A 14,389-nucleotide genomic window follows, 5' to 3' on the forward strand; every position below is an offset into this window, starting at 1 on the left:
GTGTGTACGCCGGTGCGAAGGAAATGGCCGTGCGGTATCCGGGCGAGGACGCCCACAAGCTCCCGGTCAGCGCGCCGTCTTGGGATCGAAGGCGTCCCGGACCGAGTCCCCGAGCAGGTTGAAGGCGACGATGAAGACGACCATCGAGACGCCGGGGAAGAACATGTACGTGATGTCGTTCTGCAGGACGAGCTCGGTCGAGGCCTTGGAGAACATCTGGCCCCAGTCGGGGGTGGGCTCGACGATGCCGACGCCGAGGAACGACAGGCCCGCCTCGCCCGTGACGAGGTACGGAAGCGTGTACGTGGTCTGCACCAGCAGCGGTGTCACCACGTTCGGCAGGATCTCCCTGCGGATGATCCGCCACGGCGAGGCGCCGCTCACCTTGGCCGCCTCGATGAACTCCCGTTCCCGCAGGGCGAGTGTCGTGCCGCGCAGGATGCGGGCGAGGCTCATCCAGCCGAGCACCCATTGGACGGCGATCAGCGCGACGACGCGCACGTAGGTCGGCGTCTGGTCGCGCGGGCTGACGAACAGCGAGACCACGACCGGCATGCTCGCGATGAAGAACAGCTGCGAGGGGAAGGCGAGCAGGAAGTCGATGAGCCGGCCGATGAAGAAGTCGGTCTTGCCGCCGAGGTAGCCGGCCGTGACACCGAGGAGGATTCCGGTGAGGACGACCGCGACAGTGACCGCCAAGGAGATCATCAGCGAGGTCCGGATGCCGTAGATCAGCTTGGTGAACACGTCGTAGCCGTTGCCCGGTTCGAGGCCGAACCAGAACTCGCTGCTGATGCCGCCGTTGGGCTGCACCGGCACACCCGCGCTGTCGAAGAGTTCCGGGCGTACGTCGGCGTAGATGGTGTACGGGTCCTTGCCGTACAGCTTCGAGATCAGCGGGGCCGCCGCCGCGACGAGGAAGAAGAAGGCCACGACGAACGCCGAGATGACGCCGGTGCGGTCGCGCTTGAAGCGGATCCACATCAGCTGTCCCGGCGACCGGCCCTCGACCTTCACCGTCCCGGTGTTCGTGTCGGGCTCGGGTCCGCCGTCCACGACGGCCGACCTTCCGCCGCCCTCAATGTCCGTAGGACTTGTCACAGTTGGTCCAATTCACAGGTATGGGTGTGCCGAACCGGCGACCGGCGCGGGTGCGCGGCCACCGAGGCGTGATCCGATGAGCGGTGATCCGATGAAGCGTCAGGGCAGCCCGCGGTGAGCGGGAATGCCGCAGCCGGACGCGCGTAGGCGAGCGACGGCGCTACACGGCCGACCGCTGCTTCAGGACGAACCGCCGGACGGGCAAGGGCGGTCGAACGGAACGGACGGCACGGACGGAACGGACGATGGAACCCACCTGGTGCCTGTGACACTGCACATGGGACTTCTCCTCATGACTTCACGTGTTCACCAACAGGAGGCTTCCGTCCATACCCTCCGACACCCCTGACGGAGGGTCAGACACCCCCTGGTGCTCGTGAGTCGGGCGCTGTCCCCACAGCGCGAGACCCATTGACCCGAGCGCTACGCGGCTAACTATCTGCCATGAGCCAGGTGCCGACCACTGTCTTTAAATCTCAATTCAGTCACAGCTGGCGCGTAGTTCTTCCGAAAAATGGACAAAGCGTTCGACGGGAGAAGGCCGCGAAACGGACTTGTTACATGGGTATCGGGCGCGGATCTCCGCATTTCGTACACCGGGTCGAGGATGGCCGACTTCCGCCCGCCCGAAAAAGGGTTGCAAAAAACCCGGGCACCCCCATGATGGGGGCACCCGGGCTCAGGTGTCCTGCGATCAGCCGTGCTTGGCGCGGCTGGCGGCGCGGGCCCGCTCGCGGGCGTCCAGGTTCACCTTGCGAATGCGAACGGCCTCCGGGGTCACCTCGACGCACTCGTCGTCACGGCAGAACTCCAGCGACTGCTCCAGCGAGAGCTTGCGCGGCGGCACGATCGCCTCGAAGGAGTCGGCCGACGAAGACCGCATGTTGGTGAGCTTCTTCTCCTTGGTGATGTTGACGTCCATGTCGTCGGAGCGGGAGTTCTCACCGACGATCATGCCCTCGTACACCTCGGTGCCCGGGTCCGTGAAGAGCACGCCGCGCTCCTGGAGGTTCGTCATCGCGAAGGCGGTGACGGCACCGGCGCGGTCGGCGACCAGCGAGCCGTTGTTACGGGTCTGCAGGGTGCCGAACCAGGGCTCGAAGCCCTCGTGGATCGAGTGGCCGATGCCGGTGCCGCGGGTCTGGGTCAGGAACTCGGTCCGGAAGCCGATGAGACCGCGCGAGGGCACCACGAACTCCATGCGGACCCAGCCGGAGCCGTGGTTCGACATGTTGTCCATACGGCCCTTGCGGACACCCATGAGCTGGGTGACGGCGCCCATGTGCTCCTCGGGCACGTCGACCGTCATGCGCTCGACCGGCTCGTAGGTCTTGCCGTCGACGTCCTTCGTGACGACCTGCGGCTTGCCGATGGTGAGCTCGAAGCCCTCGCGGCGCATCTGCTCGACCAGGATGGCGAGCGCCAGCTCACCGCGGCCCTGGACCTCCCAGGCGTCCGGACGCTCGGTGTCCAGCACGCGGAGGGAGACGTTACCGACCAGCTCGCGGTCGAGGCGGTCCTTGACCTGGCGGGCGGTGACCTTGCGGTCCTTGACGGCCGCCTTGTTGTCGGCGCCCTTGCCGGTACCGCCACGGCCGACCAGCGGCGAGGTGTTGGTGCCGATGGTCATGGAGATCGCCGGCTCGTCGACCGTGATCAGCGGCAGCGGGATCGGGTTCTCGGGGTCGGCGAGGGTCTCGCCGATCATGATGTCCGGGATACCGGCGACGGCACAGATGTCACCCGGGCCGGCCTTCTCGGCGGGCTTGCGGGTGAGCGCCTCGGTCATCAGCAGCTCGGTGATGCGCACGTTGGACATCGTGCCGTCACGCTTGATCCACGTGACGGTCTGGCCCTTGCGCAGCTCGCCCTGCTCGACGCGGAGCAGCGCGATCCGGCCGAGGAAGTTGTCGGCGTCCAGGTTGGTGACGTGGGCCTGGAGCGGGGCCTCCTCGTCGTAGGTCGGGGCCGGGATGTGCTCCAGGATCGTGGAGAAGAACGGCTCCAGGCTGGTGGAGTCGGCCGGAACCGTACCGTTCTCCGGCTTGGTCAGCGAGGCGATGCCGTCACGGCCGCAGGCGTAGACGATCGGGAACTCGATCTGCTCCTCGTCCGCGTCCAGGTCGAGGAAGAGGTCGTAGGTCTCGTTGACGACCTCGTCGATGCGGGAGTCCGGGCGGTCCGTCTTGTTGATGCACAGGATGACGGGCAGGCGCTGCTGGAGCGCCTTGCGCAGCACGAACCGGGTCTGCGGCAGCGGACCCTCGGAGGCGTCGACGAGCAGGACGACACCGTCGACCATCGACAGACCGCGCTCGACCTCGCCACCGAAGTCGGCGTGGCCGGGGGTGTCGATGATGTTGATGGTGATGACGTCCCCCCCGTCCTTGGGGTGGTACTTCACCGCCGTGTTCTTGGCCAGGATCGTGATGCCCTTCTCACGCTCCAGGTCGTTCGAGTCCATCATGCGGTCGTCGACGCCTTCGAGCTGGTGCGCTGCGAACGCGCCGGCCTGCTTCAGCATGCCGTCGACGATGGTCGTCTTGCCGTGGTCGACGTGAGCGACGATGGCGACATTGCGGATGTCGTGGCGCGTGGCCATAGTGCGGCGTACTCCCAGAGTGTGAGGAAGGGGCCTGCGCGTACGTCGGTGTTACGCGGACCCTGCCGGGCTGAACACGCCACGGCCTCACCCCATGGTACGGGGCCGCTGCCACTAGGGCGCGCCGGGATACGTATGTGCACTTCAGCTTGGTTTTCTACGCACCCGGCGCTGCTCGCCGTGCCCACCCGTTCCGCCCTGCGGAACGCCTGCCCACGGCGGTCAGTCACTTGCTGGGGCTCGGCGACACCTTCGCGCCCTTCTTCAGGAAGCCCATGTCCTGGTAGACCGGCGTCTGGAAGCCGAAGGCGCCCACGTTCACCAGGTCCTTGCGGGCGCCCACGATCTGCGGCCGCTGGTACAGCGGCAGCGACCCCGCCGCCGCCCAGATCCTGGAGTCCGCCTTGCGCAGCAGCCCGTCCGCCTCGTCCTCGTCCAGCGTGCCCAGCGCCTGGTCGAAGAGCTGGTCCACCTGGTCGGTGCCGACCCGCGTGTAGTTCTGCTCCACGTTCAGCGACCCGTCGGCCGCCACCACCGGCTTCGCGTAGATCGGCCGGGCGTCCGTCGCCGGGAACGCCGACGACGGCCACGAGTACAGCGCGAGGTCGTACTGCCCGGACGCGATGTGGTCCTTGAAGTAGCTGTCGTCCGAGACCTTGTGGATCTCGGTCGCGATCCCCACCTTGTCCAGCATCTTCGAGATCTGGTCGGCGACCGTCTGGAGCGTCTGCGAGCCCGGCCCCGACGGCAGCACGAACCGCAGCGAGAGCGCCTTGCCGTCCTTGGCCAGCGGCCCGGCCGGCGCCCCTCCCCCGGGTGCCGCCGTGCCCTTCGGCGCGTACGCCCCCGGCGCCCCGTGGGCGTGGTCCTTCTGGTGGTCGCGGGTGTCCTTGTCGTGGGCCTTGTCGTCCTCCCCGACGATGTACTGCCCGTCGTGCCCGCCGTCCGACTCGTCGCCCTTGTCGCCCTTCTTCTCGTCCTGCGCGCCGGCCGCCTTGCCGCCGGTCTTGACCGGCCCGCCGGCCACCCAGCCCGCGTCGGCGAGCAGCGCCTGCGCCTCGTGGGTGTCGAGGCCGCCGACGGCCCCGCTGCCGTCGGTGTAGGCGGGCTGCCCGGACAGGGCGACATGGCTGCCGACCGGCACCGCGGGCAGCCCCAGCGGGGTGAGCACCAGCTTGGCGAGCGCCTTGCGGTCGAGGGCGCGGGCGACGGCCCGGCGCACCCGGTCGTCGGCGAGCGGGCCCTCGGAGCCGTTGAGGGCGAGCTGGGTGAAGGCGGGCTCCAGCGACTTGCGGACCTCGAAGTCGCGCAGCTCGTGCTGCTGCTCCAGCCACTTGGCGATGCTCCTGCGGAGCTTCTTCGGCCCCTCGGGGAGCTTCTCCTCGTCCATGCCGAGGGTCAGCGCCCAGGACCGCAGCTTCTTCGCGGAGGTCTTCCCGGCGCCCTGCAACGGCAGGCCGGTGCCCTTCTCGCGGCCGGCGATGCTGATCCGCTCGGCCTCGGAGGCGTCGATGTCGGCGACGTCGACCGTGCCGGCGGCGAGCGCGGTCGCCCGCTTCTCGCGGTCCACGGCGTGCAGGTCGATCTCGTCGAGCTTGGCGGGGCGGCCCCACCAGCGCGGGTTGCGGGTGAGGACGACGTCCTTCTTGACGGTGTCGACCTTGTCGACCCGGAAGGGGCCCGCGCTGACGGTGAGCTTGCGGCGGGCGCCGTCGTTGAAGGCGTCCGGGGTGCCCATGACGTCCTTCGGGTACAGCGGCGAGAACAGCGACTTCCAGTCGGCGTACGGCCGGTCGAAGGTGACCCGGACCTCCAGGTCGTTGGCGCCGCGCTCGATCTGGGCGATGCGGTCGTAGCCGGCGTTGCGGGCGGTCCAGTAGGCGGAGTCCTTGCCGGACAGGGCGCGCCACTGGGCGGCGAAGTCGGCGGCGCCGATCTCCCGGCCGTCGCTCCAGACGGCCCGCTGGTCGAGCTTGTACAGGACGACCTGGCGGGGCTCGGTCTCGATGACCTTCGCCGACTCCAGGTAGTCGGGGTTGCGGACCGGCTTCCCGGTGGCGTCGATGGTGAACATCGACGGCAGGACGGCCTGGGCGACCCGGGTGGTGCCCGCGTCGGCGTCGGCCTGGAAGGTGTTGAGGGTCTCCGGTACGGCGTCCACGGCGATCTTCAGGGTGCCGCCCTCGGCGACCGCGTCCCGGGCGACCGGCACGATGTCCTGCCCGGCCAGCGGCTTGCTCCCCTCGTCGTCGGAACCGCAGCCGGCGAGGAGAGGCACCGCGAGCGCGCCTGCGGCGAGAAAGGCGAGGGCGCTTCGCTGGAGGCGGCGCGATGGGCCGTCCTTCAGCTGCAGCGCCGTTGTGGCTGGTCGCGCCCGCGCGGCGGTAGCCGCAAATTCAAGAACGCCCCGCGCCCCTGAAGGGGCGCTACGGCTGACGCCGTGGTGAGACATCTCTGCTTACCTCCGGGAGGCCCCGTGACAAGGGTGCGGTCTGTTCACATTTGGGGGTATTTTGGAGTTGATCACATGTACGTCAGAAGTACGGACCCCACTGAAATGGACGGGGTCCGTCGGCCGGGGACGACACGGCGGCGGGGGCTGCCAAAGGCCACCCGTGCGGCGCAATGCGGTGTCTTCCCCGGCGCACACAGAGCGCGTGCGGGCGCGCGACGGAGGCACGCAATCCGCCAATCGCTGCACATGGCTTCACATCAGTAGGTGTGACGCGCAACACTCGCAGGCGCATGAACGTTGCCGCCTTGGACCACGGGGTCCGGAAGTGAGGTCACGTCATGTCCGTGCACGACGACCTGACGTCAGTCCAGCGCTGCCTAGAGGACCTGAACCGGTCCGTCGGCCGCCTGGAGCAGCAGCTCGGGAGCGGCGGACTGGAGATGCGCCGCGTCCGGGCCGACGCCGCTCACCTGCGCGAGAGCGTGGCACTGCTGCGGGAGGCGGCCAACTCCGGCGCCCCGAGCAAACGCCCCGAGCTCGTCACCATCTCCGACGATCCGTACGACATCAACCTGTGGACGGACACGGACGACGAGGGTCTCGGCGCCCGCGACCGGCACGCCCCCTAGGAGCGCCGCCCGCAGGGACCCGACCCCCGACCCGACCGGAGTCATCCGTTGGCCACTGGTACGGAACCACATCAGAACAGCGGCGGCGTACGCACCCGTACGCGCGCCGCGATCTCCGCCCCGCATCTGCGGACCGACCGCTGGTGGCTGGCACCCGCTGTCACCGCGGCCGGTCTGTTCGCGTTCGTCGTCTACTCGACCTGGCGGGCCTTCTCGAACGCGCACTACTACTCGGCGCCGTACGTCTCGCCGTTCTACTCGCCGTGTCTGGCCGAAAACTGCAGGACCATGCCGTCCGGCCCGAACGCCGACCTCTTCGGCAGCTGGTGGGCGATCTCCCCGGCGATCATCATCCTGATCTTCCCGCTGGGCTTCCGCCTGACCTGCTACTACTACCGCAAGGCGTACTACCGCAGCTTCTGGGCGTCCCCGCCGGCCTGCGCGGTGGCCGAGCCGCACGCGAAGTACACCGGTGAGACCCGCTTCCCGCTGATCCTGCAGAACGTCCACCGGTACTTCTTCTACTTCGCCCTGCTGGTCGCCGGCGTGCTGACCTACGACACGGTCCTGTCGTTCCGGGACACGCACGAGAACTGGGGCCACATGGGCCTCGGCACCCTCGTCTTCCTGGTCAACATCGTGCTGATCTGGGCGTACACCCTGTCCTGCCACTCCTGCCGGCACATCGTCGGCGGCAAGCTCAAGCACTTCTCCAAACACCCCGTGCGCTACAAGGCGTGGCAGTTCGTCGGCCGGCTCAACGCCCGGCACATGCAGCTCGCCTGGGCGTCGTTGGTGAGCGTGGCGCTCGCCGACTTCTACGTCTATCTGCTCGCGTCCGGTGTCTTCGACGATCCGCGATTCTTTTGAGACAGGGGCTTCTGATGTCAGCGGTGGAGCGGCAGCAGTGGGACGTCGTGGTCGTCGGCGCCGGCGGGGCCGGGCTGCGCGCCGCGATCGAGGCGCGCGAGCGGGGCGCCCGTACGGCGGTGATCTGCAAGTCGCTGTTCGGCAAGGCGCACACGGTGATGGCCGAGGGCGGTATCGCGGCGGCCATGGCCAACGTCAACGAGCACGACAACTGGCAGGTCCACTTCCGCGACACCCTGCGCGGCGGCAAGTTCCTCAACCAGTGGCGGATGGCCGAACTGCACGCCAAGGAGGCCCCGGACCGGGTCTGGGAGCTGGAGACCTGGGGCGCCCTCTTCGACCGCACGAAGGACGGGAAGATCTCCCAGCGCAACTTCGGCGGCCACGAGTACCCGCGCCTCGCCCACGTCGGCGACCGCACGGGCCTCGAACTGATCCGCACCCTCCAGCAGAAGATCGTCTCCCTCCAGCAGGAGGACGAGAAGGAGACCGGCGACTACGAGTCCCGGCTCAAGGTCTTCCAGGAGTGCACGGTCACCCGGATCCTCAAGGACGGCACACGGGTCTCCGGGGTCTTCGCGTACGAGCGGGAGACCGGACGTTTCTTCGTCCTCGAAGCGCCCGCCGTCGTCATCGCCACCGGTGGCATCGGCAAGTCGTTCAAGGTGACGTCGAACTCGTGGGAGTACACCGGCGACGGGCACGCGCTGGCCCTGCTGGCCGGGGCACCGCTGCTGAACATGGAGTTCGTGCAGTTCCACCCGACCGGTATGGTCTGGCCGCCGTCGGTGAAGGGGATCCTGGTCACGGAGTCGGTGCGCGGCGACGGAGGGGTGCTGCGCAACTCCGAGGGCAAGCGGTTCATGTTCGACTACATCCCGGACGTCTTCAAGGAGAAGTACGCCGAGTCCGAGGAGGAGGGCGACCGCTGGTACGAGGACCCGGACCACAACCGGCGCCCCCCGGAGCTGCTCCCCCGCGACGAGGTCGCCCGCGCGATCAACTCCGAGGTGAAGGCGGGCCGCGGCTCCCCGCACGGCGGGGTCTTCCTGGACGTGTCGACGCGGATGCCGGCCGAGGTGATCCGGCGCCGGCTGCCGTCGATGTACCACCAGTTCAAGGAGCTGGCGGACGTCGACATCACGGCGGAGGCGATGGAGGTCGGGCCGACCTGCCACTACGTGATGGGCGGGGTCGCGGTGGACTCCGACACCGCCGCCGCCCGTGGCGTACCGGGGCTGTTCGCCGCCGGTGAGGTGGCCGGCGGGATGCACGGCTCCAACCGGCTCGGCGGCAACTCGCTCTCCGACCTGCTGGTGTTCGGGCGCCGGGCGGGCTGGCACGCGGCCGACCACGCGGCGGACCTCGACGAGCGGCCGGCGGTGGACGACGAGCAGATCGACGCGGCCGCGGCCGAGGCGCTGCGGCCCTTCTCCGCCGAGGGCCAGGAACCGGACTCCGGCCCGCCGGAGAACCCGTACACCCTCCACCAGGCGCTCCAGCAGTCCATGAACGACCTGGTCGGCATCATCCGCCGGGAGGGCGAGATGGAGCAGGCCCTGGAGAACCTCGCCGGGCTGCGGGTACGGGCGCGCCGGGCCGGGGTGGAGGGGCACCGGCAGTTCAACCCGGGCTGGCACCTCGCCCTGGACCTCAGGAACATGCTGCTGGTCAGCGAGTGCGTGGCCCGCGCCGCGCTGGAGCGCACCGAGTCGCGCGGCGGCCACACCCGCGAGGACCACCCGGTCATGGACCGCCGGTGGCGTCCCGTCAACCTGCTCTGCCGACTGGCCGACCCCACGGGCGGGTTGGCCGCCGCCGACCCGGAGCGCGACCAGATCGACCTCACCCGTGAGAGCACCGACCCCATCCGAGCCGACCTGCTCGCCCTCTTCGAGAAGGAGGAGCTGGTCAAGTACCTCGCCGAAGAGGAGCTGTACGAATGAGCGGCTACACGGCCCACTTCCGGGTGTGGCGGGGCGACGTCGAGGGCGGCGGCCTGGAGGACTTCAAGGTCGAGGTGAACGACGGCGAGGTGGTCCTGGACATCATCCACCGCATCCAGGCCACCCAGGCCGCCGACCTGGCCGTCCGCTGGAACTGCAAGGCGGGCAAGTGCGGTTCGTGCTCGGCGGAGATCAACGGCCGCCCGCGCCTGCTGTGCATGACCCGGATGTCCGTCTTCGAGCAGGACGAGACCATCACGGTCACCCCGCTGCGCGCCTTCCCGGTCATCCGCGACCTGGTCACGGACGTCGGCTTCAACTACCAGAAGGCCAGGGAGGTCCCGTCCTTCGTGCCGCCCGCCGACCTCGGCCCGGGCGAGTACCGCATGTACCAGGAGGACGTGGACCGCTCGCAGGAGTTCCGCAAGTGCATCGAGTGCTTCCTGTGCCAGGACACCTGTCACGTCGTCCGCGACCACGAGGAGAACAAGACGGCCTTCGCCGGGCCGCGTTTCCTCATGCGGGTCGCCGAACTGGACATGCACCCGCTGGACGCGGCGGAAGCCTCCGGCCTGGACCGCAAGCGCACGGCCCAGGACGAACACGGTCTCGGCTACTGCAACATCACCAAGTGCTGCACGGAGGTCTGCCCGGAGGGCATCCACATCACGGACAACGCCCTGATCCCCCTGAAGGAGCGGGCGGTCGACCGCAAGTACGACCCCCTCGTGTGGCTCGGCTCGAAGATCAGGAGGCGCCCCGCAGGAGGCTGAGCACCTGCCGGAGGTTGGACTCGGCGATGTCCTGCATCGGTTCCCGCTCCGGGAAGTCGCCGTCCAGCAGCCGCAGCGGCCCCGCCACGAGGTTGAGGTGCATCGCCAGCCGGTACAGCGCCGTCCGGTCCTCGTCGAGGTCGGCGGTGCGCAGCACGTCGTAGGCGGGCCCGAAGCGGAGGTCGAGGAAGACGTGCTCCCATTCGGCGTCGAAGTACATCAGGCCTTCGATGTCGATGAGCGCGGGATCGCCCTCCTCGGTCACCAGGACGTGGTCCGGGCCGAGTTCGCCGTGCACGAGGGAGGCGTGCTCGCGCGGTTCGACCGCGTCGTAGAGCTCGTGCACCCGCTCGGCCAGCGCCTGCCGTACCTCGCGCACCCGGGGGTCCCGCTCGGCCACCTCCGCGATGTCGCGCATCGCACGGTCCGCGACGACCTGTTCGCAGGAGTTGCCGAGCGGCTTCCCGCCCTCCTCCACCAGGGCGGCCTTGCCGTACCCGGCGGAGACGCACTCGCGGAGCACGCCGAGCGTTCCCGCCAGCCGGGCCAGCGGCACCCGTGCGGCGCCCGGGTCGCTGCGCAGCAGCACCTCCAGGCTGCCGCCGCGGACGTCCTCGACGACCGCGGCGTAGGCGGGCAGGTGTGCGGCGTCCTCGTCGGCGAACAGCAGGCGCGGGGTGCGCACGCCGAGTTCGGTCAGCAGGTCGTGGGCGGACAGGAAGAGGCCGAGACCCGAGGCGTGTGCGAAGGGGTCGCGGATGTCGGCGTCGGCGGGCCCCCAGTAGTCCTCCTCCGGGGACCAGACGTAGGCGATCGCGCTGCGGCCGTTGTCGAGGGCGAGCCGGTAGACGCCTTTCTTGCTCCCTCCGCGCAGCCGGGTGACCGCGGCGGGGGCACGGCCGAGGGCCTCGCGGGAGAGCGACGCGAGGTCGTCACGGGTGAGGTGGGCACGAGCGGTTGTCATGACGTACGAACCCAGTCCTTCCGATAAGAGGTCCAGTCATCGTCGGTGGCGGCGAAGTCGACGTACAGGGCGACGCCGAAGTTAGCGCGATCCGCGTCCGTCCGTGACAATCCCAGCCGAACCCCGCGCACGGCCGCCGGCACGGTCTCGGCGTGCGCCCAGTGCCCGAACCGGTTCTCGTGGTAGAAGGGCAGCCCCATCAGGAGCTCGGTCGACCTGGGCGTGACCTCCAGCGCGAGGCTGGTCTGCTGCGCGACGTAGCCGCCGTACAGGCTCTGCAGGGGCTGCATGGTGTCGTACGACATCACCGCGATCTGATCCACCCGACGAGCGACTTGCCCGAAATACTCCTGCGACCACCATTTGGGATGACCGGTGACGGTACCCCAGAAGGAGTGAAAGGCCGGGAGCGGATCGATCTGGTGTGCGGCGACGGAGAGCAGCGGGGTTGCGGGGCGCAGGGCGTCGAGGAGGGCGAGGTAGTTCGGGTCGCCGGAGTGCAGGGGCTCCAGGTCGAAGTGCACGCCGTCGAACCCGGCGCCGACGACCTGCCGGGCCGACGCGACGACGGCGTCCCGCGTCGCCCTCCTCTCCAGATGCATGGCATACGGCTTCTCGGGCGCGACCTCGTCCCCGAGCCAGGCCTGCACCCGGACGCCGGGGAGTTTTCGATGCACGGCCGTTATCAGCCAACGAGCCTTGGGGTAGGCCGATTTGGGCAGCGTGCCGTTGTGCTCCAGTGGTCCGGCATGGACGTAGAGGTCGCGTATGCCGGTGTCCGCGAGCCGGGCGGCGAGGGCGGTGACATCGGCGTCGGTCTTACGGCCGTCGACCCAGGCGTGACCGAGCCAGAGGGCGTCCCGGCTCCTGCTGTGGGTACCGGCCTTCGGGTCGCCGGTGTAGTTGATGCGGAGGGCGGTCTCGGCGATGAGGAGGGGGACCAGCAGCACGAGGAGGACGCGCAGCGTCCATCTGCCGACTTTCGTTTTCCCACCCGCCCGGCCCGTGCGGCTCTCGTCGTCGGGTGCGGGTGGCCCCTGCGGGGGTGCGGGCGCGTCGGCGGCCGCGGCGGAGACCGACAGGGGGTCCGGTCTGTCGGCGGGTGCGGGTGACGGCTGCGCGGAGACCGGTCCGTCGGCGGGTGCGGGCGAGGCCTGCTCGGAGACCGGTCCGTCGGCGGGTGAGGGTGACGCCTGCTCGGAGTTCCGGCCGTCGGCGGGTGCGGGCGAGGCCTGCGCGGAGACCGGTCCGTCGGCGGGTGAGGGTGACGCCTGCTCGGAGTTCCGGCCGTCGGCGGGTGCGGGTGGCGGCTGGGTGGAGTTCGGTTTGTCGGTGGTTGTGGGGTCTCTCTCCGGGTTTGGGCTCCGTTTCATGGTCTGTCCCCCTTTTCGCGTCGTCCCCCGGCTGTCTCCGCCCCGGTCGCGAAGGCGACTGGCTGCCCATACGCTCCGAAATGTGACGTCATCCTTGATCCGGGGTCGGCCGAGGCATGCCACCGGGCACATAGGTGTGCGGGTGGGGCATGCGGTGCTGGGCGGGGTGGCCGGGGCGGTCTGGCTGGTGTTGCCGGTGATGACGAGCGCCACTCAAGATCCGGTTCCCGTGACGGGCGGCGGAACGGTCGCCGCGGCCCAGGCGGCGGACGGGGCGTCGGCCACCGATTACGTCCTGCCGCTCGTCGCCGTCGCGGCCGCCGGCGCCCTGGGCGGCTACGGGTACGTACGCCGGACACGGCGGGCCCGCTCCCGCACCACGCCGGGGATCCTCTCCCCCGCCCCGCCGGCTCCGTCGCCCGTCGACGTCGAGCGGCAGGCCCGCGCCTCCCTGGTCCTGGCCGACGACTGCGTACGCACCAGCCGGGAGGCGCTCGGGTACGTCGACGGGGGCGAGTCCGTCGTACGGGCCCTGCGGGCGGCCGAGACCGAGCTGGCGGCCGCGTTCGCGATATGGCGGCGGTACGAGGAGGGGGTCCCGGGGGACGACGCCGGCCGGCGTCAGGCCCTGGTGGGGGTGATAGGGCGGTCCGCGGAGGCGGGGCGGCAACTGGACGCAGGGGCGGCGGAGTTCGACGCCGAGTGGGACGCGGGGGATGCGCTGGCGGTGGCCGAGGGGCGGTTCCGGCAGCTGGCGGGGCGGACCGGCGGGGTGGCGGGCGGGCTGGCCGAGGCGGGCGAGCGGTACGGCGCGACGGCGGTCGCCTCCGTCGTCGGACACGTCGAACAGGCCAAGGACCGGCTGGTGTTCGCGACCTCACGGCTCAACCGGGCCCGCCAGGACGCCGATTCGGGCGACGGCGACGGGTTCCGGCGGGGGGTGCGGGCCGCCGAGGGGGCCGTGGCGCAGGCCGGGGTGCTGCTGGGCGGGGTGGAACGGCTGGTGCGGGAGCTGCGGACGGCGGCGGAGCTGCTGCCGGCCGCCCTGACGGGCGCGGAGGCGGAGCTGGCGGGTCTGCGGGGGACGGCCCTGCCGGCGCGGCTGGCGCATGCCGACACCGTGCTGGCCGCCGTACGGGAGGAGATGACCGGCGGGCCGTACGACCCGTTGGACGCCCTGCGCCGGGTCGTGCGGGCGGTGGAGGGGACGGGGGGCGGGCGGTCCGGGGTGATCGCGGCGGGGGCGGGGCTGGTGGCGCGGAGCGCGCTGGGGGCGGCGGACGACTTCGCCGGGACGCATCGGGCGGCGGTGGGGGCGGAGGCGCGGGCGTTGCTGGCGGCGGCGCGGGGCGCGGGGCCGACGGATACGGACCGGCTCGCCCGGAAGGCGCGGGAGCTGGCGGAGCGGGATGTGCGCGCGCACGGGAACCCGTTCGCCGGGGAGGCGGTGCACGGGAGTGGGGTGGCGGGGGCGGTGCTCGGGGGTGTGCTGCTGGGCGAGGAGGGCGACGGGGGGCCGGTGGTGGCCTTCGGGGGGCCGGAGAGCAGGGGGCGGCTGGGGTAGCGCGTCAGGGGGTGCCACGGGGGGGCCGTGGGCGGCTGCGGGTGAGTGGGGGCTTGTCGCGCAGTTCCCCGCGCCCCTTACGGGGCGTTTCGCTGTTCGCGCCCACGCGGCG

General features: G+C 70.4%; 10 protein-coding genes. 5 read left to right on the plus strand and 5 right to left on the minus strand.

Going from position 1 to position 14,389, the window contains the following annotated elements; genetic code table 11:
• Positions 1-66 precede the first annotated feature (66 nt).
• The 3 genes from SSP29_RS03670 to SSP29_RS03680 all read right to left on the minus strand — a co-directional run bounded on the left by SSP29_RS03670 (position 67) and on the right by SSP29_RS03680 (position 6,155).
• Positions 67-1,101 carry an ABC transporter permease gene (locus SSP29_RS03670; protein ID WP_089098978.1) on the minus strand — a complete coding sequence of 345 codons (1,035 nt, stop codon included), beginning with the start codon at positions 1,099-1,101 and terminating at the stop codon, positions 67-69.
• A gap of 694 nt (positions 1,102-1,795) precedes the next feature.
• Positions 1,796-3,703 (minus strand): translational GTPase TypA, encoded by a 1,908-nt coding sequence (gene typA / locus SSP29_RS03675; RefSeq protein ID WP_089098979.1) that lies wholly within the window; start codon positions 3,701-3,703, stop codon positions 1,796-1,798.
• Between the two features lie 226 nt (positions 3,704-3,929).
• Positions 3,930-6,155 (minus strand): ABC transporter family substrate-binding protein, encoded by a 2,226-nt coding sequence (locus tag SSP29_RS03680; protein ID WP_089098980.1) that lies wholly within the window; start codon positions 6,153-6,155, stop codon positions 3,930-3,932.
• A gap of 341 nt (positions 6,156-6,496) precedes the next feature.
• Here SSP29_RS03680 and SSP29_RS03685 point away from each other — a divergent pair, with 341 nt between their 5' ends.
• The 4 genes from SSP29_RS03685 to SSP29_RS03700 are packed head-to-tail and all read left to right on the plus strand — an operon-like array spanning position 6,497 to position 10,376.
• The gene (locus SSP29_RS03685; RefSeq protein ID WP_089098981.1) at positions 6,497-6,787 is read left to right on the plus strand and encodes an Rv0250c family protein; all 291 of its coding nucleotides are present in this window, start codon (positions 6,497-6,499) and stop codon (positions 6,785-6,787) included.
• A 48-nt stretch (positions 6,788-6,835) separates the two neighbouring features.
• Positions 6,836-7,657 (plus strand): succinate dehydrogenase subunit SdhC, encoded by an 822-nt coding sequence (gene sdhC, locus SSP29_RS03690; RefSeq protein ID WP_089098982.1) that lies wholly within the window; start codon positions 6,836-6,838, stop codon positions 7,655-7,657.
• A 14-nt stretch (positions 7,658-7,671) separates the two neighbouring features.
• A complete protein-coding gene (locus SSP29_RS03695) occupies positions 7,672-9,603 on the plus strand; it encodes a fumarate reductase/succinate dehydrogenase flavoprotein subunit (RefSeq protein ID WP_089098983.1) in 1,932 nt (643 codons plus the stop codon).
• Positions 9,600-10,376, plus strand: a complete 777-nt coding sequence (locus SSP29_RS03700; protein WP_089098984.1) for a succinate dehydrogenase/fumarate reductase iron-sulfur subunit — start codon at positions 9,600-9,602, stop codon at positions 10,374-10,376. The genes SSP29_RS03695 and SSP29_RS03700 overlap by 4 nt, the downstream gene beginning before the upstream one ends.
• On the opposite strand, the gene SSP29_RS03705 is transcribed toward SSP29_RS03700, so the two are convergent.
• The gene (locus tag SSP29_RS03705) at positions 10,351-11,340 is read right to left on the minus strand and encodes a phosphotransferase family protein (protein WP_089098985.1); all 990 of its coding nucleotides are present in this window, start codon (positions 11,338-11,340) and stop codon (positions 10,351-10,353) included. The genes SSP29_RS03700 and SSP29_RS03705 overlap by 26 nt on opposite strands.
• A complete protein-coding gene (locus SSP29_RS03710; RefSeq protein WP_089099792.1) occupies positions 11,337-12,422 on the minus strand; it encodes a glycoside hydrolase family 18 protein in 1,086 nt (361 codons plus the stop codon). The genes SSP29_RS03705 and SSP29_RS03710 overlap by 4 nt, the downstream gene beginning before the upstream one ends.
• Before the next feature lie 373 nt (positions 12,423-12,795).
• On the opposite strand from SSP29_RS03710, the gene SSP29_RS03715 reads away from it, so the two are divergent.
• A complete protein-coding gene (locus SSP29_RS03715; RefSeq protein WP_089098986.1) occupies positions 12,796-14,277 on the plus strand; it encodes a hypothetical protein in 1,482 nt (493 codons plus the stop codon).
• Positions 14,278-14,389 lie beyond the last annotated feature (112 nt).

The sequence above is a fragment of the Streptomyces hyaluromycini genome, assembly GCF_002217755.1.
Classification (GTDB): Bacteria; Actinomycetota; Actinomycetes; order Streptomycetales; family Streptomycetaceae; genus Streptomyces; species Streptomyces hyaluromycini.

Coding starts and splice junctions, on each gene's coding strand:
- SSP29_RS03680 (WP_089098980.1), bottom strand. CDS start 6,155: ATGTCTCACCACGGCGTCAGCCGTAGCGCCCCTTCAGGGGCGCGGGGC.
- SSP29_RS03700 (WP_089098984.1), top strand. CDS start 9,600: ATGAGCGGCTACACGGCCCACTTCCGGGTGTGGCGGGGCGACGTCGAG.
- SSP29_RS03705 (WP_089098985.1), bottom strand. CDS start 11,340: ATGACAACCGCTCGTGCCCACCTCACCCGTGACGACCTCGCGTCGCTC.
- typA (WP_089098979.1), bottom strand. CDS start 3,703: ATGGCCACGCGCCACGACATCCGCAATGTCGCCATCGTCGCTCACGTC.
- SSP29_RS03695 (WP_089098983.1), top strand. CDS start 7,672: ATGTCAGCGGTGGAGCGGCAGCAGTGGGACGTCGTGGTCGTCGGCGCC.
- SSP29_RS03685 (WP_089098981.1), top strand. CDS start 6,497: ATGTCCGTGCACGACGACCTGACGTCAGTCCAGCGCTGCCTAGAGGAC.